This is a genomic window from Pseudoalteromonas sp. XMcav1-K (genome assembly GCF_044005875.1).
Lineage (GTDB): Bacteria > Pseudomonadota > Gammaproteobacteria > Enterobacterales > Alteromonadaceae > Pseudoalteromonas > Pseudoalteromonas spongiae.
Map to the genome: position 1 here is coordinate 72,325 of NZ_JBIPJE010000051.1, position 26,361 is coordinate 98,685.

21 protein-coding genes are annotated in these 26,361 nt (G+C 42.1%); 6 read left to right on the forward strand and 15 right to left on the reverse strand.

Translation table 11 applies throughout. From position 1 onward, the window contains the following. Window positions 1-49 precede the first annotated feature (49 nt). The 3 genes from ACHSBP_RS20195 to ACHSBP_RS20205 are packed head-to-tail and all read right to left on the reverse strand — an operon-like array spanning window position 50 to window position 1,999. Entirely contained in the window at window positions 50-883 is an 834-nt protein-coding gene (locus tag ACHSBP_RS20195; RefSeq protein WP_395390289.1) for a DUF1835 domain-containing protein, read from the reverse strand. A gap of 32 nt (window positions 884-915) precedes the next feature. Next, window positions 916-1,623, reverse strand: a complete 708-nt coding sequence (locus ACHSBP_RS20200; protein WP_010560894.1) for an SIMPL domain-containing protein — start codon at window positions 1,621-1,623, stop codon at window positions 916-918. Beyond that, on the reverse strand, window positions 1,616-1,999 hold the full coding sequence (locus ACHSBP_RS20205; protein WP_010560895.1) for a cupin domain-containing protein: 384 nt from the start codon (window positions 1,997-1,999) through the stop codon (window positions 1,616-1,618). Before ACHSBP_RS20205 ends, ACHSBP_RS20200 begins: the two co-directional genes overlap by 8 nt. A gap of 134 nt (window positions 2,000-2,133) precedes the next feature. Between ACHSBP_RS20205 and ACHSBP_RS20210 the strand changes: the two genes are divergently transcribed. Further along, the gene (locus ACHSBP_RS20210; RefSeq protein WP_010560896.1) at window positions 2,134-4,803 is read left to right on the forward strand and encodes a bifunctional acetate--CoA ligase family protein/GNAT family N-acetyltransferase; all 2,670 of its coding nucleotides are present in this window, start codon (window positions 2,134-2,136) and stop codon (window positions 4,801-4,803) included. Between the two features lie 9 nt (window positions 4,804-4,812). After that, on the forward strand, window positions 4,813-5,760 hold the full coding sequence (locus ACHSBP_RS20215; RefSeq protein WP_010560897.1) for an ion transporter: 948 nt from the start codon (window positions 4,813-4,815) through the stop codon (window positions 5,758-5,760). 3 nt (window positions 5,761-5,763) lie between these two features. On the opposite strand, the gene ACHSBP_RS20220 is transcribed toward ACHSBP_RS20215, so the two are convergent. From ACHSBP_RS20220 to ACHSBP_RS20230, 3 genes are read right to left on the reverse strand one after another with little or no spacing between them, the layout of a single operon-like run. Further along, window positions 5,764-10,224 (reverse strand): EAL domain-containing protein, encoded by a 4,461-nt coding sequence (locus tag ACHSBP_RS20220; protein ID WP_010560898.1) that lies wholly within the window; start codon window positions 10,222-10,224, stop codon window positions 5,764-5,766. After that, window positions 10,224-10,610 (reverse strand): GNAT family N-acetyltransferase, encoded by a 387-nt coding sequence (locus tag ACHSBP_RS20225; RefSeq protein ID WP_010560899.1) that lies wholly within the window; start codon window positions 10,608-10,610, stop codon window positions 10,224-10,226. The genes ACHSBP_RS20220 and ACHSBP_RS20225 overlap by 1 nt, the downstream gene beginning before the upstream one ends. A 32-nt stretch (window positions 10,611-10,642) precedes the next feature. Continuing rightward, the gene (locus ACHSBP_RS20230) at window positions 10,643-10,843 is read right to left on the reverse strand and encodes a DUF3283 family protein (RefSeq protein WP_010560900.1); all 201 of its coding nucleotides are present in this window, start codon (window positions 10,841-10,843) and stop codon (window positions 10,643-10,645) included. A gap of 175 nt (window positions 10,844-11,018) precedes the next feature. On the opposite strand from ACHSBP_RS20230, the gene ACHSBP_RS20235 reads away from it, so the two are divergent. After that, window positions 11,019-11,663: a hypothetical protein gene (locus tag ACHSBP_RS20235; RefSeq protein WP_138630021.1), complete on the forward strand. Its 645-nt coding sequence runs from the start codon at window positions 11,019-11,021 to the stop codon at window positions 11,661-11,663. A gap of 36 nt (window positions 11,664-11,699) precedes the next feature. On the opposite strand, the gene ACHSBP_RS20240 is transcribed toward ACHSBP_RS20235, so the two are convergent. The 9 genes from ACHSBP_RS20240 to zntR form a co-directional block, all read right to left on the reverse strand. Further along, window positions 11,700-11,948 (reverse strand): DUF1289 domain-containing protein, encoded by a 249-nt coding sequence (locus tag ACHSBP_RS20240; protein WP_040641367.1) that lies wholly within the window; start codon window positions 11,946-11,948, stop codon window positions 11,700-11,702. A gap of 165 nt (window positions 11,949-12,113) precedes the next feature. Then, a complete protein-coding gene (locus ACHSBP_RS20245) occupies window positions 12,114-13,220 on the reverse strand; it encodes a 1-acyl-sn-glycerol-3-phosphate acyltransferase (RefSeq protein ID WP_100912801.1) in 1,107 nt (368 codons plus the stop codon). A gap of 82 nt (window positions 13,221-13,302) precedes the next feature. Further along, window positions 13,303-14,379 carry a DUF1513 domain-containing protein gene (locus ACHSBP_RS20250; protein WP_010560904.1) on the reverse strand — a complete coding sequence of 359 codons (1,077 nt, stop codon included), beginning with the start codon at window positions 14,377-14,379 and terminating at the stop codon, window positions 13,303-13,305. A gap of 2 nt (window positions 14,380-14,381) precedes the next feature. Then, entirely contained in the window at window positions 14,382-15,521 is a 1,140-nt protein-coding gene (locus ACHSBP_RS20255) for an imelysin family protein (RefSeq protein ID WP_010560905.1), read from the reverse strand. Window positions 15,522-15,532: 11 nt separating this feature from the next. After that, entirely contained in the window at window positions 15,533-16,939 is a 1,407-nt protein-coding gene (locus tag ACHSBP_RS20260; protein WP_010560906.1) for a di-heme oxidoredictase family protein, read from the reverse strand. Then, window positions 16,936-18,591: a di-heme oxidoredictase family protein gene (locus ACHSBP_RS20265; protein ID WP_395390290.1), complete on the reverse strand. Its 1,656-nt coding sequence runs from the start codon at window positions 18,589-18,591 to the stop codon at window positions 16,936-16,938. Before ACHSBP_RS20265 ends, ACHSBP_RS20260 begins: the two co-directional genes overlap by 4 nt. Window positions 18,592-18,654: 63 nt before the next feature. Continuing rightward, window positions 18,655-20,064, reverse strand: coding sequence for an imelysin family protein (locus ACHSBP_RS20270; protein WP_010560908.1), 1,410 nt, complete (start codon window positions 20,062-20,064; stop codon window positions 18,655-18,657). Between the two features lie 302 nt (window positions 20,065-20,366). Then, complete coding sequence (locus ACHSBP_RS20275) at window positions 20,367-21,626, reverse strand: SO_0444 family Cu/Zn efflux transporter (protein ID WP_010560909.1); 1,260 nt, start codon at window positions 21,624-21,626, stop codon at window positions 20,367-20,369. After that, window positions 21,613-22,026, reverse strand: a complete 414-nt coding sequence (gene zntR / locus ACHSBP_RS20280; protein WP_395390291.1) for a Zn(2+)-responsive transcriptional regulator — start codon at window positions 22,024-22,026, stop codon at window positions 21,613-21,615. Before zntR ends, ACHSBP_RS20275 begins: the two co-directional genes overlap by 14 nt. 92 nt (window positions 22,027-22,118) lie before the next feature. On the opposite strand from zntR, the gene ACHSBP_RS20285 reads away from it, so the two are divergent. From ACHSBP_RS20285 to ACHSBP_RS20295, 3 genes are all read left to right on the forward strand, one after another. After that, window positions 22,119-23,063 carry a D-2-hydroxyacid dehydrogenase gene (locus tag ACHSBP_RS20285; protein ID WP_395390292.1) on the forward strand — a complete coding sequence of 315 codons (945 nt, stop codon included), beginning with the start codon at window positions 22,119-22,121 and terminating at the stop codon, window positions 23,061-23,063. A gap of 109 nt (window positions 23,064-23,172) precedes the next feature. After that, window positions 23,173-24,948, forward strand: a complete 1,776-nt coding sequence (locus ACHSBP_RS20290; protein ID WP_395390293.1) for a DUF885 domain-containing protein — start codon at window positions 23,173-23,175, stop codon at window positions 24,946-24,948. Between the two features lie 215 nt (window positions 24,949-25,163). Then, window positions 25,164-26,117 (forward strand): hypothetical protein, encoded by a 954-nt coding sequence (locus ACHSBP_RS20295; RefSeq protein WP_395390294.1) that lies wholly within the window; start codon window positions 25,164-25,166, stop codon window positions 26,115-26,117. Window positions 26,118-26,361: the final 244 nt, after the last annotated feature.

A 26,361-nucleotide genomic window follows, 5' to 3' on the forward strand; every position in this document is an offset into this window, starting at 1 on the left:
TGAGCAAGCTAATTTTTAGCTAACCTGAACGCGGGTTACTACCTTTAATTTAGAGCAGAGCTTGTCCTTTTTCTGACAAGCTCACTTTAACTCCGTGATAGAACTCTATTTCTTGGTGCAATAAACTGTCTTGCGTCGATATATTCAAATACTCTCGCATTTCTTCAATCTGACACCAAAAACTTAAATCCCCCATAAACGGGACTTCTTCCAAATCTTGATTCGCACCAAATAACTGCGCTAACGACAAAGTTTGTCCGTTTAAACAATCCAAAATCTGCCATTGTGTGCGGTTTAAACCGATATCATCAGGTTGCTCTTGTAAGAAGCGTTGAACCGAAGTTTTAAGATTAGGCCAGTGTTTGAAATCGAGTGTTAAACAGCCTTCTAACGCTGCTAAATCGGTTGTCAGTGCTTGCCACACCCTAGTTGCTAATTCAAAAAATGGCTCACTTGGACTAAAGCGGGTTTTATAATACTGTGCAACTTGGCTTGCCTCTAATTCCCGCGGAGGTAAATGATCAGATAATAACACCACGAACAGATTATGCGTGGTGTTAAATTTCGCCCGATACCACGCAATAAACTGTAAGCCAATCAAACTATCAAACAGCTCTGGCGTTAACCACAAGGTGACTTCATCGCTGTCTTCTATGGCATTTAATTTATCGTTACGCGCCTCAAACTTGGCCTGTACGTCTTTGAGCGGTAAACAAAAGTAGTCTGCTAAAAATGCGGCGCGATAATCACTCATCGCAGGCAGCGATACTTCAGCGCTAATAGGACCATGATGCAGCACATCTTGCCACGCAATAAATTGCCCCTGAATGCCAATGCGCTTTAAAAATAGGTTTGCACTGTCGCCATTAGTAATATGATACATAAACGAACCTCATCGACTGATAGTTGTTTGTTCTAATCCACTAAATAATATTCAACACTCGAAACCACGCGCACACGTTTAATATGTGGTGAGTTAGAGTCGCGGTCTGAAATACTAAACTGCCCTTGGCGCGCAGATTTAATTTTACCTAAGGTGGATTTTGAATCGGTGGCAAATTTTTCAGCAACTTCGCGTGCTTTTTCTGTTGCTTGTTGGATCATCTCCGGCTTGATGTCATTTAAACCAGTAAAAATGTACTGTACTTTAGCGTCGTAGCGATCGCTTGAGATGGCAATGCCTTGTTTTGCAAGTTGCGTCACTTTAGTTAATGCGTGGCGCACTTTTTCTGGCTCGTGGCTATAAACCGTAATGCTCGACATCACAAAATAGCGCATTTGGCCTTTTTCTAATTGCGCGTAAGGCTGCGCTAGTTTGTCTGCAACATTAGGCGGCGATACTGAAATTTCTTCGTCGCTAAAACCATGTAATGCTAAAAATGCACGTACTGCTTGGTTTTTAGCCTCTAGCTCATCGATCAATTTTGTTAAGTCGTTACCCGCAAGTGAGTAATTAATTGGCCAAATAACGGTGTTTGCCATCACTTCTTTTTCTGCCAATCCTTTTACCGCCACACTGCGATCAAGGGTTTTAAACTCTACGATGCCTTGTTTTAACAACAAGCTGGCAATAATAATTGCCAGCGCAAAGATAATCGTACTGGTTAGCGATTGTTTATTCATGGTTATCTACCCTATGTTTATCCTTGCCAAAGTATTCCGGCGTTTGCGTTGACAGTACTTTCAGCGGCTGCGATGACGTTACCTTAACACCATGTGGTGTATTTTCATCAATCTTTACAAAATCGCCTTTTTTAATTGTGAAGGTTTTATCACCAAGCTGCATTTGCCCTTCACCGTCGACAATGTAAACCATTTCACTGTGCTCTTTATGAATATGCAGTGGTACTGACTTTTTAACATAGATCAGAAATTGGCTTGCATCTTGGTTGCTAGTTAACGGCACAACTTTTACGTTGTCTAAATCACTTGGTGCAACCATTTGCTCAAGATTGATAGGTGCTGCGCTAATAGCAGCGCTCAGCAGCAGTAGAGTCATATTTATTAGTCCATATTTATGCCCTGTTGAGCATAACAATACCCTGTTTTATATCAAGTATCTAACAACATTATTGCTTTATACTTGTAAATGAATTTTATAAGATAGCAACAACTCAACTGTGGTGAAACGCTATGACGGTAAAAAGGATAAGTCAATTTTTCAACCCTAAATCAGTGGCAGTTATTGGTGCGTCAAACCGTACCAATCGCGCGGGTTACGTGGTGATGCGCAACTTGTTGCAAGGCGGTTTTAATGGCCCGATTATGCCAGTAACGCCAAAATATAAGGCAGTTCATGGCGTGCTTGCTTACCCTACAATAGACGCCCTGCCACAAGTACCCGATTTAGCCGTTATTTGCACCAGTAAAGACCGTTGCTGCCAAATCGTTGAACAGCTCGGTAACAAAGACTGCAAAAATGCCGTCATTATCGCATCGGGCATTGATAAAGATTTAAAGCACGCACTTATCGAAACCGCACGCAAAGCTAATGTAAATATACTCGGGCCAAATAGCCTTGGATTATTAATCCCGCGTATCGGACTTAACGCAAGTTTCTCCCATATGGTCGCTAAGCCCGGAAAAATAGCTTTCGTGTCGCAATCTGCCGCAGTTTGCTCAACAATTCTCGACTGGGCACAAACAAAAGACATTGGCTTTTCATATTTTGTCTCGGTGGGCGATTGTGGCGATATTGATTTTGACGAATTGGTCGATTTTTTAGGGCGTGATGCCAACACCCAAGCAATCTTGCTGTATATCGACAATATTGAACATACCCGTCAATTTATTTCCGCTGCGCGAGCTGCTGCGTTCAGTAAACCCGTCATCGCAATAAAAACGGGAAAAACCGCCGCTGGCGCAGATGCTGCTATGGCGCACACCAGTGGCAACCAAGGTTCCGATGCGGTGTATGATGCAATGTTTCAGCGTGCCGGTATGCTGCGCGTAAATGACTTACGCGAGCTATTTGCCGCAACACAAACCTTGGCACTGCACCCTAAACTATTAAAACAAGAAGCCCTGACCATTTTAACCAATGGTGGCGGACCAGGTGTAATGTCTGTAGACACCTTGATCCAAAGTTCGGGCAAACTTGCTGAACTTTCAAAAGAAACCATTACTAAATTAAATCAGGTATTGCCTCAGCACACCTCGTTCGCCAACCCTGTTGATATTTACGGCGATTCTGATCCGTGGCGCTATCAAAAGGCGGTCGAAATTCTAGTGCAAGCACCTGAGGTTGATAATTTACTCATTTTACATAGCCCATCGGCATTAGCTCCTAGCGAAGAGTTTGCTAAGATTATTGCAGAAACGGTAAACAAAGTGCCGAAAATGCAGCGTCCGTATGTAATGACCAACTTTATGGGTGAAACGGCAGCTTATGAAGCGCGTAAAGTTTGCCAATCAGCGGGCATTCCCACTTACCGCACACCCGAAGGTGCAGTAGCGGCTTACATGCACTTAATTCAGTATCGCCGTAACCAAAAGCACTTAACGCAAACACCAGAATCCCTATTAGATTCAGACAATATTCACACTGAACAAGCTGGCAAACTAATAAGCGGCTACTTGCAAGAGAAGCGTCACTACCTACCGACTCATGATGCAGCAGCACTGCTTGAGTGTTATCAAATTAACTGCATTGCAACTGAGCATGCTTTTACACCTAGCGAAGCGCGCGAGCTAGCCGAGAGCATTGGCTTTCCGGTTGCGCTTAAATTAGTAAGCCCTAACATTCCATCTAAGTCTGATGTTGGTGGTGTCGTATTAAACTTAAACGATGGCGTTGAAGTAGAGCAAACAGCATTTAATATGCTACTGCGAATTAATGAAACTTACCCAGATGCCAAAATTGATGGTTTTGCGCTACAAAAAATGGCAACCCGTGCTGGCGGACAAGAACTGCGCATAGCAGTTAAAACAGATGCTAATTTTGGCCCGGTTATTTTACTCGGCGAAGCTGGTACCGCACTTAACTTTGACCTAGCAGCGGTTGCTCTGCCACCGCTTAACATGAATCTAGCAAAGTACTTAATTGCCGCAGCAAGCGATAAAGGGTTTATCAAAGAAAAGCATTTACCAACCAAAATCGACAAGTACACTCTGTGCGCTATGCTTACTCGCGTATCACAAATGGTGGTTGAAAATCCCGATATCAAATCACTTGAGCTTAACCCAGTACTGGCTTTACAAGGTAAATTCTTAGTACTTGATGCGGCTATTGAACTAGAAAAATACCAAGCATCAAGTCGCGCAAAACGCTTAGCAATTAAACCTTATCCAAAAGAGCTTGAGCAAAATATTACCCTTAAAGATGGTTCACCTGCGATATTAAGACCAATTCGTCCAGAAGATGAAGAAGCGCATCGAGAGTTTGATAATCAGCTAACCAAAGAAGACAGATACAAACGTTTCTTTGGTGAAATGCCACAGTTTAGTCATGAGCAATTAGCTAAAATGACGCAAATTGATTACGACCGCGAAATGGCATTTATCGTTACGCAAAGACGCGACGATAAATGGCAAACACTTGGTGTGTCGCGTGTGTTAATGGACCCAGATAACCTTGTTGCCGAGTTTGCCGTAGTTGTGCGCTCCGACCTAAAAGGGCTTGGGCTTGGTCGTATTCTAATGCAGTCAGTGATTGACCATTGTAAACGCCAAAATGTGCAAAAAATTGAAGGCCTTACTTTACCTGAAAACGGTGGCATGATTGGCCTGTCGGAAAAACTAGGTTTTAAAGTCACGCGTGATTTCGAAGAAGGTACGGTTATTATGACAATGCCACTTAACTAAGAGGTCGATGTGAATCAATTACGACTGAGTATTGCACAAGTTCTGGAAAGTTCTGGCGAAGGACTAAAACTTGGTAGGTTTATCGATGCGCTGTTGATAATTCTGATTATCGGCAATGTCGTTGCGATTGTACTTGAGTCGGTTGAAGAAGTCGCTGTCAGCTACAAGCACCTTTTTTTAGCAATTGAAATCTTCTCTGTCGCGATTTTTACTATTGAATACCTGCTGCGCTTATGGGTTTGTGTTGATAAAGAACATTATCGCGATTTGCCTATTCCCAACTGGCGAAAACGCATTCGTTATTTGCGCTCTCCTTTAGCGATTATTGATTTAATGGCGATTTTGCCAACATATTTAATGCTGTTCGTCAGCTTTGATTTGCGTTTCTTACGTGTATTTAGACTATTACGTGTTTTTAAGCTGACTCGCTATTCCCGTGCAATGCAATTATTGTTGCAAAGTATTCGAGAAGAAAAAGGCCCATTACTTGCCGCATTTTTTATTATGAGTGTGGCGCTTATCACCGCATCGTGCGGTATCTACTTAATTGAACATGACGAACAACCGGATAAGTTTGGCTCTATTCCCGATGCCATGTGGTGGGCAATGGCAACACTCACCACGGTTGGCTATGGTGATGTTGTGCCAATTACTCCGCTTGGCCGCTTTTTTGGCGGGGTAATAACCGTGCTAAGTATGGGTATGGTGGCAATCCCAACCGGCTTGCTGGCATCGAGCTTTTCAGATCAATTAAGACGCCGTAGGGTGCAATTTGCGCAGTTCGTGGCATTATGCTCGCGCGATGGTGATATTTGTGAAAAAGACCAAATACAAATTGAAGAAATGCGTCTTGAACTAGGCTTAAGTAAAAAAGAAGCTGAGCGTGCCATTAAGCGTAAAATGAATGAAATAAAACACATTAATTATTGTGCTAACTGTGGTCATAAAATCCCTTAGCATTTAACGCTTAAGCAATGACTTAACTTGTGACGCATCAAGCGGTGAGTAAAAGTAATAACCTTGCACATACTCACATCCTTCTGCTTGCAAGAACAACAGCTGCTCCTTGCTTTCAACTCCTTCAGCAATACACACTTTACCCAAACTTTTTGCAAGCGCTAAGGTTGAGCGAATAATTGCTTCGTCGTCTGCTTCATCGCCAATATTTCGAACAAAGCCACCATCAATTTTAATCACATCCACCGGAAAACGTTTTAAGTAAGCCAGCGATGAGTAGCCAGTGCCAAAATCATCAAGATAAATGCGGCAACCTGCACTTTTTAGCTTATCCATAGCCGCTTTTGCACTATCAAAATCAGCCATAAGTACAGATTCGGTAATCTCAAGTGCCACCATATGACACGGCACTTCATACGTGTTGCACAATGCTATAATTTGCTCTGCCAGATCAAGGTGATGGAAGTCTTTCGCCGATAGGTTAATCGATACATAAAAGTCGTTATCGATCTCGCACCAGCGTTGCATGTCTTGTACTGCGCGCGTTAACGATGCCATTGTCATTTCAGTAATGAGACCGGTATTTTCGGCAATGGCGATAAAACGCGATGGACTAATTGCCTCACCATTGTGCTGCCAGCGCATTAAGGTTTCAAAGCCAACCACCTTGCCTGTATTAACATCAATAATCGGCTGATACTGATTCGACAGTTCATTTTCACTATGCGCTTGCTTAAGCCTTGACTCTAAACGAAGCAATCGCTGTACTTTTTTATTCATTTCTTGTTGGAAAAACAAAAAGCACTCGCCACCGCGTTTTTTAGCGTGATACATCGCAATATCGGCAGCTTTAATCAAATTAATAGCGGTTGTTTCATCATCTGGAAATATGGCAACACCAATGCTGGCAGTAATTCTCACGGTTTCACCCGCCAGTGCAAATGGCTCTTTTAGCGCCGCAATTAAGCGCTGACACAAGGCTACAACGTCTTCTTTACTATTAATATTCTCAAGCAATACAGTAAATTCATCGCTATTTAATCGCGCCGCGGTCGCCTTGCCGTCAATGACCTGTTTAATGCGTTCGGCTATTTCCACCAATAATTTGTCACCATCATGATGACCAAATGAGTCATTCACTTTCTTAAACTGGTCAAGATCGATAAATAACACAGTCAGTAGCTGCTCACTGTTTTTATTAAGACTAATGGCATGAGCCACTCGATCAATAAACAAACTGCGATTAGGTAATTTGGTTAGTTTGTCGTAATTTGCCAGTAAATACAGCGCTTGCTCAGCTTCTTTTTGACTACTGATATCGGTGATCACCACAATATAGTTATCAACCTCACCGTTTTCAGCCGCAATTGCTGTGGCTTTTATCAAGCAATTGTATTTTGTGCCATTAGGGCTGGTGATGGTTTCTTCCGATTGATAATGTTCACCCACGTTTAGCTTACCAAGCGCTCTCAAATAATAAGTGCGCCTTTTGGCACTTAGGCCAAGTGATAGCTTGCGTGCTGAGTCATGTTTAAGGTCAAAATGATGGCTTTCGCGCAATGCTTTATTTATCGCAAGAATATTAAACTCGCGGTCCATCACAAATACCCAATCGCGAGTATGCTCAAATGCGGCGCTAAATAAACGGGCACTGTTTTCAAAGTCACGCTCACGCGTAAAGTTGGTGTAGGTGCCCGACACGCGCTGCGGCACATCTTCATCCCACTCAATAACGCGACCTACATCTTTATACCAACGCCAATGGCCTTGGCTATGGCGTACACGGTAAGCAAGTTCAAATTCGCCTTTATCTGTGCTGACAAACTCTAACCATTCAATGCGATAACGGGCTCTATCATCGGGATGAATTTTTGCTAAGTACTCATCCAGTGATACTTCGCTTTTATCAAACCCCAATTCATCAACTAAACGTGGCTGATAACTATGACCAAGGCCACTTTGCCATTCCCACACCCCAGATTGGCTGCTTTGTAGCGCCATTTTTAAACGCGTGGCATTTTCGCTGCTTTGTTTGTGCGCAGCTAACAAGCGCGTTTGATAGCGATGACGACGCAACATCCACACCGACACAATACTTGCCAGTAATATAAAGTAAATGGCGAATGCCGCGGGCGAGCGCCAAGGTGGATAATTTACCTGAATCGTAAAACTCTTAAAGTCGGTATAGCTGCCGTTTAACGGGTCTCTGGCACGTACGTAAAAAGTGTGTTTTCCCGGTGAAATTCGTGCAAACGCAACTTTATTATTACTCGTTCTAACTAATGCAGAATCATCTAAACGGTATTCATATTCAACGCGTTCCTGATACTTAAATAACATCGCAGAAAAGCCAATTTCTAAACCAATATCGTCATAATCAAGCTCAAGTAAGTTTTGCTGAATAATCGACTCAGCTTCAAGTTTGCGCGACATTAGGGTAATTGAGGTAATATTCACCCGCTCTGATATGTGTTCATTAGCGTCATTGCGCTCGGGGAAAAAGCTGGTCACCCCTTTAATTGAACCAAATACAATGCGGCCATCGGAGTAAGTTATTTTTGCGGCCGAGTTAAACTCATTAACGGCAATACCATCATCCACTGTGAACTGCCTAAAGTGTTGGGTATTTGGGTCAAAGCGCCAAATACCACTGTGGCTCGCCATCCAGATCATGCCTCGCTGATCTTTGGTTAGGCTATAAAACAATGAGCCGCGGGTATCAACCCTGTCTTCGATTTTGTATTTTTCTTCAAATGTGGTGCTATCTAAACCGACTAACCCGTAGCCATAATAAGACAACCAAAGAATGCCGTTGTTATCGATTACATAAGACGCAAGCGACAAATACTCCACCTCATCGGGGACTGGCGCGGTATAACGATACTCTACGGTGTTGTCCGGCATCAGTTGATATAACGTTTTATTGTGATAAAACAGTGGTAACTTGCTGTCATCTAGCGGTGGTAAAAAATACCCCGCAAACGTATCACCAATCACTTTTACGTCGGGGTGAATTTGCGTTAGTTCCTCTGTGACTACATTGTATTTAAAGTAGCCATAGCGAAAGCTCTTAAAATACATATCACCTGCGTCGTTAAAATGTCCTATCACAATCTGCTTGCTAAACATGTCTTTGTACTTGTCAAAAGGCATTTCAACAGCTGAAATTGTTAACGTTTCCAAGTCAAAGGTAAATAATCCTCGCGTGCTTACCAGCCATAACTTGCCGTTAAAGCTAAACATTTTATATACGTGGAATTCATGGTTTAAGCGGTCAGCTAAGTAACCTTCTAAATAGGTTTGGCTTTGGTAAGAATAGGGATTGAAACGCGTAATACCGTCACTAGTTGCTAACCAAATGTCTTTATTATGCTCAACAATGCTCCAAATATTGTTATGGGATAAACCACCATACAAGGTATCGCGGTTATAGTTTTGAAATGAGTAATTATTATTCGAGACAAAATACGCACCGTCGGTTTTACTGGCAAGCCACATTGAACCGTCATCGGAAAGCAGCATATCAACAATGCTATTGTCGCTTAACTTAAAATCGGAATTATCGAGTTCTGTGCTTTTAATTAGCTGATCATCATCGGCAAAGTAATTATAAACACCTTCATTGGTAGCAAGCTTTAGTCCTGATTTAAACGGCATGATTTTCCATATGTTTAAATCTGAAATACGCAGTTCGCTACTCAGTTTATCTATTTCACCAGCTACCAAGCGCTCGATATGATCAAGTTCAACCGTGTGCAAACCTTGCACGGTGCCAAGCCAAAGCTGAGAACCCGAGATATGAAATGACTTTGTATTGTATTGATCGTGATGCGCTGCGGGTTCATTTAAAAATTCTAGTTTAACGATTTTTTCAGTGCGCGTATCCATCACAAAAGCACCTTCCGATGTGCCTATGATTAAAAAATGTTTGTAATATTTAAGCGCTCTAACATACGCGTATTTAAAGTCTCCTGGGATTTTAAACACACTTTTCACTTCACCGGTTTCACTGTTTAACAACGCTAAGTCATGAACACGCCCCAACCAGTAAAAATTAGGTTGATGGGTTTCTAACATCACGACTGGAGAGTGAGTTCGGTCATTTTTAAAATCAAGCACGCGCTCTAGTTGATAGGTATCGGTTTTATATCGATACAAGCCAGAATAAGTAGTGGAAATCCAAATATCGTTTTGTTTATCTTCGTATAGGAAATCAATCGATTTATCGCGCAGTTGCCCTTCGGCACCTGTCATAGTAGATAGTTGATAACCATCGTAACGGTTTACGCCTGCTTCAGTTCCAACCCATAAGTAACCATTCTTATCAACTAATAAACCTGTTACATAAGACTGCGCTAATCCTTCATTTGGCGAGAATCGACGTACGTTTGCCTTACTGTTTGCCAGCGCATTTATTGATACAGCACACAACAAAATCGCCAGTACGCAGTATCGCCAAATCATTATGCACAATCCTTATTGGCTAACATACAGACGATTTGACGCCCTTGATTTTGATAAGCGCTAAAAAACGGAGCCAACTCAGCTGGCGCAGCATGTTCGGTAAATCCGCAGCTTTGATACCAGCTAACTAAATGATTGTACGCAAACGTGAAAAATGGTTTTCGATAATCCAAAGCGATTGTTTTAATTAATCTTGATGCCAGTTTTTGACCGCGAAAGCATGGTGCTGTAAATACGCCAGATAATAAAAACTGTCCGTCTTTTAAGCTTAATTTTGCAGCTGCCACAATTTGATTTTCAGCTTTGATAACCCACACCCTATCATGACTTTTAGCACGCCCTCTTACCTTAAAGTTTTGGTAAAACTTATTAACCAAAGGATACATAACTGGGTCCAATTGCTGGCACGTAAATGAACTCACATCATTGTCGCTAAATAGCGTTCAAAACGTTGTTTTAGTTCACCTTGCTCTGATTGTGGACGCTGTAAAATAGATGAATAGATTTGATCGCGCGTTGCTTTGCCACGCTTTACTTTAAACGCCCAAAACGACGCCTCGTAATCGAGTTGAATTAAATACTTTTCTTGACGAGGTAAGTTACACAAATTGAAAGACATGTTCTTTTAATACAGCTAATAAAATATTATGTTATTGTAGCAATGTACCATATAAGTTTGACCAATCAACACTAAAATGAACGCTGCGTTACGTCATAAAATGATAAAAAACTCGATAACTAAAAGCTGCAAGCATGCTTGTACCATGCTTTGTGCCTTGTTGTTTTTGAGTAAGATGGCGTGGGCAAATGCCCCTATAAAGCAAACGCTCGTGTTTAATAAACCGTTAGATACACACGTTTCTCGCTTATTAATCAAACGTCTAACACCTGCTTATAAAGCAATTGGTGTCGATATAAGCATTATTGAATTTGATCACAAAAGCTCACTTGCAGCGGCTAACCTCGGAGAACTTGATGGCCAGATTGGTCGTGTGATTGGTATTTCTAAGGAATACCCAAACCTAATTGCGAGTAATACTCCGTTAATGTATTTGAATCTGGTACTGCTTACCAACAAGGGACAATGCGAGAATTGTCGCATTCAGCAGTTGAGTACAATTAGTCACAATCCAAGCTACCCGTTTGCACAAAAATTTATTGCTCAAGAAAAATTTAAAGGTGAGGTAATAAGTAATAATAACCTTGCTAGTCAGCTGCATATGCTGCGCGACCGCACAATTGATGGCATTTTAGTACTTGAGTATTTGCTAACGCATCACATTGATGATGCCACCCTAGCCCATTTTGATAAACGCATTGTTTCGCAAAAGCCTATCCATCATTACCTGCACAAACAACATAAAGCAATTTTGGCACAATTAGATCTACAGTTAATGCAAAGTGCTGAAGCTACCCTTGAGCATAAAACCCCTAAATAAGTGAATCTAGATTAGATAAGGCGAGATTAGACAGACCTAAAAGTCGAGTTTTGTTTGCTCTGTATCCAGCTCTGGTGAGATTTGCTGTTGAGCCATTTTTTGGCGAATGCGCTTTTCACGTTGTGCGCAAAGCTTAATCACATGTTTTTTTTGCGCGTTCGTTAATTGGTTCCAATGAAAGCGCTCTTCTCGCGAACGAAAACACCCTAAGCAATAACCTCGGTTATTAGCCTGACACACCCCTTTGCACGGACTGGGTATTTCAAATATCTCTATTTGCTCAATAATTGGTTTTTGCTCAGCCATTCACTCACAGTGGCTTGCTTGCAAAACAGGCAAACCTAGGTCTTTTTTTACGCACTCATATTTACAGTTTAACCATTTTTTGCACAAAAAAAACCAGAGTATTACTCTGGTTTCTTAAAACTATAATTTACTTAGGCTTGCTGGTTACTTTTGATTAAATACCGGCTTCGCGTAAATTTGCTTAATAAATTCATGTAATTCCGGAGCAACCCCTTCAAAGCGGCTGTGGTAAACACGCTTCGCATCGTCACAAATTTCATGTTCTGCAGATTCTGCCGCCAAATAATTATTGGGGTGCAAGAAGTAGTTTTTGTGAATGTAGTTATCAATGGTTTCAGCAAGTTGATCTGGGGTATCGCAATCGCTGGTAATTGGCTCGCCAAACGATAAATGCACATGCCCTTTATTCGTAGCAAACCCTTCAATAATACTGGCAATATCTTCACCTTGCGCTTTTTTGTATTCGCCAAAGGTCGCTTTATGATACTGCTCTTTTGCCTTCGCTTTTTCGCATGGTTCAAATTCGTATGAAATCGCAACCGGTACAACATTGATCGATTTTACATAGTCTGCAAAGTCCATTTTTAGTTTGCGACCATGTAGCTGCAACATTTTAATCAGTGCAGGATCGGTAACATCATTACCATCTTTCGCTCGTCCTTCTTTTTGTGCAATCCATACTGAATTACCGCTATCAAGCGAATCATAAATATAATGCGAAAGTGTCGTAAGCGTTCTCAGCATCTCTTTTGGCGATTTAACAGAACGTTTAACAATAAAGCTCTTATTTAAACGCATTAACTCGGTCATGTATGGCACTTGCAACAGGTTGTCACCAATCGCAATGCGCACGGTTTTCATATTATTTTGAAATAGACCGTAGTTTACAAAAGCAGGATCAAGCGCAATATCACGGTGGTTTGAGATAAACAGGTACGCTTTGTTTTTATCAAGCTTATCTAATCCTGAGAAAGTAACTTTGCTGGTTGTGCGCTTAACTAAAATATCAAGATAACGTGAAACGGCCTGCTGAACTTCATCAACCGTTTTAAATTTACCGTATTTGTTACGTAATTTTGATTTAACTAAATAGTTGCCAAGAAATGGAATAGCACGCAACCACGATGGTAAGTTGTGCTCTGCAATTACCGAGATAAATGCATCATCATTTAACAGACGCTCAACAGACGCGGCTACTTCTTCATCATTATATGGGCGAATATCTGCAAATTTATCGTTTGAATTAGTCATAACTTGGTTTACTGCATCACAAAAAGGTCGGATATTTTACCTGTCATTATTCTGTTTGGCTAAATTTAACATCTCTTACCAGTTAAGAGTAAATTAAATGGTTATCAAACCGCAACGGTTGTAACTGAAAAATAGGCATATTTTTACTATCGTTAATTACTTGTCCTTTGCCGTTTGTGACAATAAATTCATTTTGCGCACTCGCTACACCCGCACAATCGGCGAAACGTTCATGACGAATAAACTGATGATTATCCAATTGCCAATACGCCACAATAGCACCCCGAGGAGAGGTAACTGCAATACGATTATCACTGTCAGCAATTGCAATACTGGCAACGTATTGCTCGAAGTTTTGCCAAAACTTTGGCTCCGCCTGCAATGGCTGAAGTTCGCGACCTAGTTTATGGCTAAATACCAAAGGATGCGCATCGCGATAATTTCCCTGATATTGCGCTCCAACAATCACTTCGCCACTGTTTGCTACCGCTAGATGACGTAAACTTAACTGAAAATGCGGAGGAGTGACAGATTCAACTAACTTGCCAGTGTCGAGGTGAATGTAGCTTAAATTTGGTGCCATACTCGCTAGATTTAATTTTTCACGACCTTTATCTGGATGTGTTTTAATGCCCCCATTGGCAACCACAATATGTTCACCATCGGGCATTAACGCGCATTGATGCGGCCCAATACCGCCACTTGGTGCACGCTTTTCCACGGCAAAATTGTGAGTATTGCGCACAACTAAGTAACCACCAGCACTTTCAATATGATTTTCTGTGGTGATCAGTTGCTTGCGTTTGCTATCAAACACACCATGACCATAAAAATGAAAACCTTGCTCTGCATTGATGATTTTCTCTAGCTGGTTTTGTTCTAAGTTCACCACAAACAGCTTGGTAAACGGGCGGCGTGAAAACGCCACAACCCGTTCACTATCAAGCATTAATAAATCATGGCCGCGATTATCAATTTTAACCTGGTTTAATAAATTCCCTGCTTTATCAAATGCCACCACAAAATGTTCACCCTGGTGGTTGGTTGCCGCACTAACAAAACGACGTTGCGCTTTGCTTGAACACGCAACTAAGTTAGCGCCGAGTGATAAACTTAAACCACATAACGCTAAACTTTTGATAAACGCTCTACGCTCCATGATTAATCACCGTCATTCGAATTAAAGTTAGGATTAAGGCCTGTAAGCTGAATAAAATCGGTAGAGAGGTAAGTTCTTAATTCGTCTATTTTTGTGATAAGTGGCGACAGTTTATTGCGGCTGTCTTGTATTGTTACCGCTTGCGATAGCGGTTTTTCAATATCATTTAGCAAGACATCAATTTCGTCGAAGTAATTTAGAATAGTGTCATTCACTTGTGTATTTTCATGAATATCCACTAAGTACTCGTCAAAGCCATAACCATTACCCGCAAGGTAGGCCTGTTTCAGCCCTGCAAAATTGGTTTTAATGTTTTCAAGCGACGATAAGCTAATGTAACTTTCCGCTTTTTCTGGGTAACCTGGGATCAGCGTGCCTTTAACATTATTGAGCTTGTTATCTTTAATCACTTCAATTAGCTCAAACCAATTAGTAATAAAATCTTCAAGCACCGCTTGTTTCGTGTTGTACTCGCCACTGCCATTTTTAAAATCAAGGACAAAACCAATCTTCTCGTGTTGCCATAATGCTAAAATTTCAGTTGCGACTGTTTTCACATTAGCGGCAATTGCCATTACCGCGAGGCAACGATCTTGTTTATTGCTTGCACTTAGTAACGATGCATCTTGTGCTTGATTAAAAATTAATAACTCGAGCGCTGGTAATCCTTGAGCACCATCTTGTAGGCTAGCAACGGCGTTCTCATCTATCACTTGAGCCGCAAGTAATGACGCAACACCGCGCTGAACGGCATTGTTGTTATCAGGCCAAAATTGTAAGCGATAATGGCGAAATTCTTCAGACTCAGGCCCCATTTTTACCGCTTTCGCAAATTGCCATGCCTTGCTTAATGCTAACCATGCATTTTTTAATTCTGTTAGCTCGCTTTCGCTTGGCGCCTGATAAGCACAAAACATAATGCTCGCCGCATCTAGTTTATCCGCTTCATCCATCAGTGTTTGGTATGCTGGCAAAATATAATTATCAGCTTGCGCTGATAATAATTTTGTCATGGCTTCATCTTTCGTTAGTTTAACCACAGGTGGCGTAATGGGTGGTTTTTCGCTGTTGGTATCGCTGCCACCACCACATGCACTTAGTAACGCAGCCGTCACAAGCAAAGAAAGTGCTTTAAGTTTCATCGTATTTGCCCTTAAATTTGTTTTAGAAAATAAATCAATGCGTCACGCTGCTGTTGGTCAAACGCTACAAACGCGCTTTTTGATTGCTCGGCTTCGCCGCCATGCCACAAAATCGCTTCAGCCACTGTTTTCGCGCGGCCATCATGTAAAAATGCCTGATAGCCTTGTACGTTTTCTTGTAATCCTAGCCCCCAAAGTGGTGGCGTACGCCACTCTCGACCATTGGCTAATCCTTCTGCTTTACCATCAGCCAGTGCTTCGCCCATATCGTGTAACGCCAAATTGGTGTAAGGCCAGATAGTTTGATTTGCCAACTCTTTAAGCGGATAGTCGCTTGCCGTGGTATAACTTGGGGTGTGACAACTATGACAATTCGCTTGATAAAAAAGTGCTCTGCCCTGTTGTGCTTTTTCTGAAGTGAGCTTTCGGGTCGGTTGCACCGCAATGTGCGCTCCCATAAACACCGTTAACTTATGCAGCTTTTCGGGTATTTCTAGCGTGCGGTCGTGACCGCCCATTGCTGATGCAAGTTGACAAAGTGGTTGTGATGGCGTGCAAGTATCGTGTGTGAAAAACGGATTGGTTATGCCGATATCATTAACAAATGCCGCTGCCGTTTGTGATGCTAAACTTGGTTGACTCGCTTTAAAGCCAAAACGTCCAATAACCTGTTCCTTAGTCTTAGCACTCATCACACGATTATACTTAGCCGAAATACCATCGTTGTTTTTATCCGCAATATCTTCTTGCGCAATAAGATCGTGTTCACGAATCGCGTCCAACAACCCCATTCCGTAAAGTGCTGGCGCATAGCGTGGCGATAACACCGTATTAGGCTGCAATTCACCATAGGCTAAATCAACCAATTGATAATGTGGCTTGCTTAAAGTGTAAGGCGTGCCATCCGCATATTGACCCGATATGGTTTCGTAACGAATGGTTACTTTGCCTTCCGCAGAAAGTGATTCAGGTTTTGCTAGTTTAATCGCAAATGGCTGAAATTGACCGCCATAGTGTTTATCAACCGCATCACCATCATCCCCCTTGCCTAAACGAAAAAGCAATGCCATTGGCGAATGCGTGCCTTCCCCAACAAGCTTTCCTCGACCACCACGAATATGACATGCTTTACATGAACGCGCGTTGTAAAGCGGGCCTAAACCATCACGGTCTTGAGTTGCAGCAGGTGCTGCGACCCAAGGATCACGAAAGAATGAAAAGCCATCCCAAAAATCAAGCTGTCTATCTAAATCGAGATTTTCTGAGGGATGAATAAAAGTACGTGTATTAAGTCGCTTTAAGGTTGTTGCGCCACCAGGGCGCAACTCGCTATGTGAAAATTCAGGTACAGCTTGATCTTTACAACCAATTAGCAAAGCGCCAAAAGTACACGCAGTTAAAAGACTTCGTTTAATCATAGTGAATTTAAAAACGCCAATAATTGTGAGCGCTCAGTTTTGGACATTGCGAGGTAGGCTTGCTTAGCTTTTTCTGCCTCACCGCCATGCCATAAAATGGCTTCGCTGATGGTGCGTGCTCGACCATCATGCAAATAAGTAGCGCGCGCATTTACTTGCTGAACCAAGCCTAATCCCCAAAGCGGTGTTGTACGCCACTCAGTGCCAGATGCTTGCCCCTCGGGACGGTTATCTGCAAGACCTTCACAGCGCTTCACATAAATGCAATTTTCACCAACCTGACAGCTACCGCCTTGTGCGTTTTCTAATTTAATAGGCGCGCATTCGCCACCCATATCATGTAGTAACAAGTCGCTGTAAGGATAAATAACTTGCTCGCTAAGTGCAGCAATCGGCGTACTTTCGCCAGTAAAGCCAAGAATGTCGACATCACCTAACAAGCTAGCCGGTGCTTCACCAGTTTTATGACGTGGTACATGGCAGCCATTGCAGTTCGCGTCGAAAAATAACGCACGGCCATGCTTGACATCGTCTTGCCAAGTACTGGTTTGCACGTCAAACCCTCGCCTTGCTGGCACAGCTAATAGACGGTTATAAAATTCAACTTGTGCGAGATCTAAATCACTTAAATCAAGACCATTGGCTTCACTGTTTTGCTCTAATGCCGCTTGTTCATTACACGCAACTTGATTTTCGGTGCACGGCTCTGCTTGGTTAATACGATTAGTCACGCCCATATCACCGCGATAAGCCCCCGCTATTTGCTGTAACACGGATGCAGTGCCAAGTTTATAGCCAAAACGTGCTAATTTAGTTTGCTCTGAAATAGGCTCTGTTACATACACAGCACGGCCAGAAATACCATCATTATCAACATCATCGGGGTCAGCGTAGCTGGTAATGTACTGTTCTGGAATTGCATGCAGTAGACCTGAGCCAAAAATCGCAGGTGAAACACGGGCAGAGAACCTTACCGTGTCGTTAAATGGGCCGTAAGATAAATCGGTTACTTTATAAATGGGTTTGCGCAACTCGTATTCTTCGCCATCGGCAAATTTACCCGTTATGTTTTCATACTCAACAAATGCGTAGGCTTCGCCATATGCCAAACCTTCATCTAACGCGCCGTTAAATTTAGGTAATGCGCCTGTCGGGTGTCCGGCAACCGTGCCAAATGTTTGTAATTGGTCGCCATACACCGCATCGGGTTGACCATTCTCATCACTAATACGTAGGAACATACTAGTCATTGCACGCTGCGGTGAGCTTGGCACTTCGCCACGGCCATCTTTAATATGACACCCTTGGCAAGTTGGGTTATTAAAAACTGGGCCTAACCCTTTGTGTGTGCCTCTAAACAAGTGATCGCCCGATTTAAATACCGCGTCTAATGCAAAATCACTGCGAATTGCTGGTGCCGATTGGCTGAATGCGTCTTCATTTTGAACATCGGTTGTTACTGCGCCACCCGCTAAGTGCTCGTTGGTGTCAGGCGTACTGCTACTAAGCGGCGCTAAGCCATCATTTGGCTGCCCCGGCAGTGTGACAACAGGCGGTTGAGGTTCGCTAGGCTTTGCTTCTGGTGATTGCGATGAGCCACCACAACCCAAAGCACTTAACATAAAACTAGTTAGTAAAAGATGTCGCTTCATAAATGCCCCTAGAAACGAAAAAAGCGCTGCAAAATAGCAGCGCCAATAATAGTGTTAGCCTAATTAGCTACCAAACTCGTCAGTATCTTGCTCAAGATCACCCGTGGTTACTTCTAACGCTTCAATTGCTTGTTTAATCACTTGTGTTTGTGATTTAAGCGCTTCGATTGTGTGCGTCACAGGTTGCTTTAAGTCAGCATTTTGAATTTGCACATCAAATGAGTAACCTAGCTTAGCGTTTGTATCGATAACCGCCGCTTTCGCCATCGTATCTTCAATCGCAGCACGTAATTCATTGGCAAGTTCGTGCGAACCATCCACTACCAGTAAATCGTAAATGCTAGCACCTTCTAATGTTTCGCCATCCATACGCTGGTAAGCACCATTAAATGCGTTTTGAATACCCTTAGCATTTAAGAAAATATCGCGGTGTGTATTATCTGAAAAACACGAGTGCTCGTCTTCTTGTGAATCGGTACGCAGTGCAATACTCATGCGCTCACCAGCAAGTTCACCAAAGCTTAAACGGCCCATGCCTTCTAGAATTTTCGCTAACGACGCTTTTACATTTTCGTCTTTAGTAAATTCAACATAGTGAAAACCTGAACCTGGAGTCCATGCATCAACAACACCTTGTAAATCGTCGATCAGTAAATCTGCTGCTGCAATTAGGTAGTCACCACGGCGTTCACAAATAACCGAATCAACCACGTTATCTACGCCAGATGTACACTCACCCATGCCACTTGCCGCAGTATAATAATCGTTTACTTTACGGTAGCCAGCACTGTAGTCACGGTTTGGCGTGTAAGAACCATCGGCGTTAAGATCTTGTCCCCACAGTAAAAATTCAATCGCGTGATAGCCTGATGTTACATTAGCTTCATCATCGCCGCGCTCAAACTGTTCAGCGAGTAACGCTTTGGTGATATCTGGGAACTCAGCAAGATCGGCAATAATATTGCCACCTACAGGTAAGCTTGCAGGGTTTTCAGGCAGTTGTGCGCCATCCATGTCAATTGTGTAATCAATTAGCGCTTCGGCTAGTGGCCATGCGTTGATTGCGCCTTCAGGACCTTCTTCAGCAACTAATACCGGGTTACCATTGTCATCACGCGTTAGATTGTCGATTGGCCCTTCACGAAAACGATACACTTCTGACTGACCATAAGGTTCGCGAGCATCTAACCACGCATTTTTAGCGGCGCTAAAGTTAGCTTCGCTTGGCTCTGCAACAAACTGCTCAATCACATTTTTAAGCTGTTTAGCAGCGATAAGTGAATCGGCATAAACCGCATATGCATGCTGCGCATTGGTAACAACGACATCTTTTTCGGTCACATACGTTGATACACCACTTTCGCCACTTGCACCTGGTGCGCCGTCTGCCCCGTCTTTGCCATCGTCACCGCTACATGCTGCAAGCATTGCAACACATAACGAAGAAAGTGCAAAATTCGCTATTTTTTTCATTATGTTAATCCCTGATATTTTTATGATTGAGTAATACCAATTTTTATCAAAAACGTAATTGGCTTAATAAAACTGCGAAGCATTCTAAAACCCAAAACAAATTAGATCAATAACAGAAATCATTATCATTTAAAAATATTTAAAATAAGTTTATATTTTGATTCATCTAAATTTATAAACTTGATCTAGATCAAAAAAAAGAGCCTATGGGCTCCTTTTTTATTAAACGAGTCATCGTAAAAAACAATGCCTTTCAAGCTTAAATATCAATCAACTAGTACACCTAAAAGCAAATACACAAGTTACTTGGCGCTACTTAATTTGAGCCAAACCAAGCGCAACATTAACACCAAAAGTAAGGCTCCCGCGCCGTACTCTAGCCACATAGGTAATACATGATGCGATTCTTGTAGCGACGGTACGATTGCGAATTGATAGCGTGCTACCAAATAGTCGGTAATAAAGCCGAAAATTAGCGCAACACCAATAACTCCAGTTAAATAAGCGACCACCGCGCGCTTGCCTAGCTCGCTCGCTACCACACCTAATGTAGCTACATTAGTTGCCGGCCCCGCTAACATAAATACCAGCGCAGCACCGGGGCTAACACCCGACATTAATAACCCAGCGGCAATAGGCGTTGATGCAGTTGCACATACATACATTGGAATACTAATTAAAATTACGATTAGCATGGCCCAAATTCCATTACCGTACTGTTGTAGAAAATCTTGCGGTACAAAGGTTTGCACTAACGCGGCAAAAAACAAACCTATCATCAGCCACTTTGCGGTATCACTTAGCAGTTTGTTAGCACTAAATGAAAATGCACGCTTGAGTTTTGCTGTCGCGGTTTCTGTTACAAGCTGCGTCTCTTTGTCTGTGGAACAACACGAGGTAGTATTTTCTTTTTGCTCATCAGAATCTTTTACCGAGCAACAAGCAGCACTGCTTGTTACATTCGGCTTAGCTTCAGCTACTGTTGGCGCACAACAAGGAGAAGTTTGCACAACAGGCTTTTGCTGAGTACTACAGCATGACATCTTTTGTTCTGAAACCATATTGCTAGCCTGCGCCGCATTTTGCTCTGTGGTGTGCGCACTACTGCAGCAAGTATCATCGGCTTTTTCTTTTATGTTATGAGCGCTTTGTTGCGTATTGCCTTTGCTTTCACCGCCCACTAATAAACCTGCCGTAATGGCACTGGCAACCGCTGCAATCGGTCGGATAATTGCCATAAATGGGCCAAGCAATACATACGAGACAGAAATTGAATCAACACCTGTTTCGGGCGTAGAGACTAAAAATGCCGTGGTTGCGCTTTTTGACGCTCCCGCCCTTCGCAGCCCGAGTGCAGCTGGAATTACGCCACAAGAACACAGCGGCATTGGCGCACCAATAAGAGCCGCTTTAATGGTAGTAGCAAAGCCCTCTTTGCCAAGGTGGCGATTGAGAAAATTCTCAGGTAAGTAAACGTTAATTAATGCCGCTATAAACAACCCCAATAACAACCAAGGCGCTGAAATAATAAAGAGATCAATAAAGTTATTAACGAGCGTCATTTTGTGCCTCCAGCGCAGAAAGAATTGAACAATGAACGGCGGGTTCATTACCGCCGCAGCATGATTTTTGCAGTAATTTAAGCGAATTTAAAATGGTATTTAGCTCGGCAATTTTACGCTCAACTTGCGTTATTTTTTCACTCGTAAAATGTTTAACTTGCTCACAGCTGTGACTTTGCTTATCCACTTTTATTGCAAGTAACTCTTTAATTTCATTCAGTGTAAAGCCTACATCCTTTGCCCTTAGTACAAACGACAGCTGCGCAACGTCTTGTTCAGAATACAAGCGATAGCCCGAGTCACTACGCGCCGATGAATTGAGAATGCCTTGCTTTTCATAGTAACGAAGCGTATCGGTCGAGACCGCTAACCGTTTTGCAATTTCACCTATTTTTACCATTTGCCTGCCTAATTGAGATACACTAAATCTAACTTTCCTACTAAGTATAAACCTTAGAGTTAACTCCAAAGTCAAACCAAATATTTAAAATTATGAAAATTGCTATTCTCGACTACGCAACAATTGAAAATGGTGACTTATCACCGCTAAATGCGCTTACACAAAACATCGCATTATTTGACAATACCACGCCTGCCCAAGTGATTGAACGTTGCCAAGGTATGGACGTGATAATTACCAATAAAGTAGTGATAGACCAAACAGCATTATCTCAACTAAGCACGGTAAAGCTAATTTGCATTGCCGCCACAGGCACCAATAATGTTGATTTAGTGGCGGCAAAACAGCATGGCATTGCGGTTACCAATGTTGCAGGCTATTCCACCGCAAGCGTGGTGCAGCACACGTTCGCTTTATTGTTTAACTTACTAGGTAATACCCATCAATACATTGCTGATTGTCATAACAATCAATGGCAACACGCGAGCCATTTTTGCTTTTTAGACCACTCAATAGACGAAGTAGCGGGTTTGAAAATGGCATTAATCGGGTATGGCGATTTAGGACGCGCAGTAGCAAAAGCCGCGATAGCATTTGGCATTGAAACTTTGATTAGTGAGCGTAAAAACAGCCCTGTACGTGACGGTCGAGTTGCATTTGATGACGCGATAGCAAACGCCGATATCATTTCGGTTCACTGCCCCCTTAACCAAGAAACTGAAAATTTAATTAGTACACGCGAATTTAAACTAATGAAATCTAGCGCGGTATTAATTAATACTGCACGCGGGGGCATTGTTGATGAAAGTGCACTTGCACACGCACTGCAAACCAAACAAATTAAAGCAGCGGCGATTGATGTTTTAAGCAAAGAACCCGCACAAGACGACAACCCGCTCGTTCAGTATCACGGGAGCAACTTATTGCTCACACCACATATTGCATGGGCCAGCAAGCAGTCTATTTCGCGCTTAATTAAGCAAATAGCGCTAAATATTAGCGCCTTTGAAAATGGCGAAACACGTAACCGTGTATAGGGTTGTTGACCTTTTATCGAAAAAACTTCGATTTTTAAGCGAAATTGATACACTGACTTTAACGCGGCTTTAACTCGCTTAGTCGCTTTAATCACTCAAGGGAAACACAATGAAAAAAACAGCCTTAAGTTTAGCGCTGGTTGCAGCACTTGGCCTTAGTGCATGCCAAACAACCAATTCAACAACTGACGCACCTGCAAGCCAACAGCAATCTCAAGCTGCTGCATTTGAAGCGTTTTCAGCACAATTTATTGAAGACTTTTGGCGTCACCGCCCTGAGTGGTCGCAATACGCAGGTTACGGCAAATACGACCATATTTTAACGGTTCCCGACGCACAAAGCCGCGTTAACGATATTAACTTTGCCAATACACAACTCGCTAAATTGGCCCAGTTTGACCTTAATAAATTACCTGCCAATTTAAAAACCGATTATCACTTAATCGAAAATCTATTAAAGAAATCAATTTGGACGGTAAACACGTTTAAATCGTGGCAATGGAATCCATCAAATTACAATGTTGCGGGTGGGTTTGCACAAATCATTAATAGTCGCTTTGATGATGACAACACAAAAATCACGAAAGTATTAAAGCGTCTTGAAAATGTACCTGCCTACTATGCAGCAGCCATTGCCAATATTGATACGCCAACACTTGAATACACACAGTTGGCAATTAGCCAAAATAAAGGAGCATTTAGCGTATTAAATAAAGATTTATTTAATAAAGCTAAAACCTCAAATCTATCGGACGCTGATAAGCAATTATTTGAAACCCGTTTTAAAGCAGCAACAGCAGCGATTAATGAATACATTGAATTCTTAACTAAGCTAGAACAAGAGCTGGTTGCAAACAATAACGCACGTTCATTTAGAATTGGCGAAGCGCTTTACGAGCAAAAATTCGCATTTGATATTCAGTCGGGTTACAGCGCAAAAGAGGTTTATCAAAAAGCGTTGTCAGATAAAGACCGTGTTACCGCTGAAATGTTAAAAATCACCGAGCAACTTTGGCCTAAATATTTTGCCAATACAGAGATGCCAAGTGAACCTCAAAAAGCAATTTCAACACTGATCAATCACCTTGCGGTTAAGCACGTAAAACGCGAAAACTTTGTTGAGGAAATTAAAAAACAAATTCCTGAGCTTGAAGCCTTTATTAAAGAAAAAGATCTCATTACTCTTGATCCTGAAAAACCACTAGTGGTGCGCGAAACGCCAGATTATATGCGCGGTTTTGCCGGTGCATCGATTAGTGCTCCGGGTCCATATGCGAAAAAAGAAAACACCTACTACAACGTTACGCCACTCGATAATATGAGTGAGGAACAAGCCGAATCGTATTTGAAAGAGTACAACCATTGGATTTTACAGATTTTAAATATTCATGAGGCAATTCCGGGCCATTACACTCAATTAGTTTATTCAAATGAGTCACCGTCTCTAATTAAGAGTATTTTCGGAAACGGCGCAATGATCGAAGGTTGGGCAGTGTACACAGAGCGCATGATGCTAGAAGAAGGTTACGGTAATTTTGAGCCAGAAATGTGGTTAATGTACTACAAATGGAATTTACGCGTAATTTGTAACACGATTTTGGATTATCAAATCCAAGTGGAAGGCATCAGTAAAGAACAAGGCCTAGATTTACTTATGAATGGTGCTTTCCAAGAACGCGCTGAGGCAGAAGGCAAATGGCGCCGCGCGACGCTGAGCCAAGTTCAGCTAACAAGCTACTACACGGGCTACCGTGAAATTTACGATTTCCGCGAAGCGCAAAAAGCGAAATTGGGTGACGATTTTGACTTAAAAGCATTCCACGAACAGTTTTTAAGTTACGGTAGCTCGCCGGTTAAATACATTCGTGAATTAATGGATAAGTAACCTGTATTCAAGGTAAATAATCCAAGATTTAAAAGGAAGCATGCGCTTCCTTTTTTATTATCCAAATTAATAGCCTTAGTAATTAGCGTTAACACTGTTGGCCTTCGAATTTATTAAATCAACAGAAATATTTCGTTCTATCACAACATCTTGACTAAGCTTATTGTTATTTATGACAATTCACCTAACAGACTTTACGAACCTCGGATATTATCATGGTTAAACTTAAACCAAGTTTATTACTCGCAGTCATTTTGAGCCTTTGCGCTTTACCGCTTTTTAGTCACTCGTTCGAGCGCAAAGTGGTACAAGAAAAACAACAACAAACGTTTTATTACACTTGGTTTGATGATCAAGACAAGGAACAAAAGCTTAGTTTTAGCTACTCAAACGACCAGCTATTTAACCACTACCGCCGCTTTAAAGGCTTTAACGCACAAGAATACCTCGACAAGATTGATATAAAGGTAAGAAACACCATTAGAGAGTTCGACCGACGTAAATACACACTCGAAACACAGCGTAAAGAACGTAGCATTGAGTATAAAGTTTACAGTGATGACAAAGCGCTATTAAAGGACGTTGAAGCGCGAGTAGAAAAAGCAAAACAAAGTGCGCGTAAAAGCTATTTACGCAAGCATCACTATGCTGATTTAGAGGCCATCTGGGCAATTGATGCGGTTAGACCCGACTTACCGCGCTTTGTGAAAAATTCATATGACTATATTTCACCGATTAGAGAAGCGATTTTAGCTAAGTTTGGCAATAACGTTAGACCAAAAACAGTCATTAACTTTGTGTTAAGTTGGGTACAAGCGATGCCAACATCTGAGTTGCCAGATCGTTTTCATAACAGTGGCGAAAACTTTAAGCCACCTCTTAAGCTGATCCGCCAACAATACGGCGATGTAGACAGTAAACTTGTGCTCACTAGCGCTATTTTAAAAGCGATTTACCCGCGCCTAACCATCGCCATTATTACCTCCCCAAATCATGCGCTAATTGGGTTAAATTTACCGATTCGCAAAGGCGACAAGCATGTTGAAATTAATGGCTTAAAATACTTAGTCGGTGAAGTTACTGGGCCACAGCAATACCCAATCGCAGAGGTAAGCAGTAGCTCTTGGAGTATGCTGAAAAGTAAACAATACATAGTTGATATAATTTAAGCCGCACTAGGGTCTGTTGACCTTTGCTGTTCTATTTTTGTTCTGTTTGAGCGTGCTTTTATCGCGGCGCTCGATGTGTGGCCTAGTAATCTAAGCGAATATCGAGCAACAATGAGAAAAGTGCGCTCAAAGGAATCGTTCGGCAGCGCTTGATTAGCTTTTCTACTGTGTTATCGGCTGGCTCACATAGAATAACTATGCCACGCAGCCTCTGCCTTGTATAAAACCCAATCAAACTGCTGCA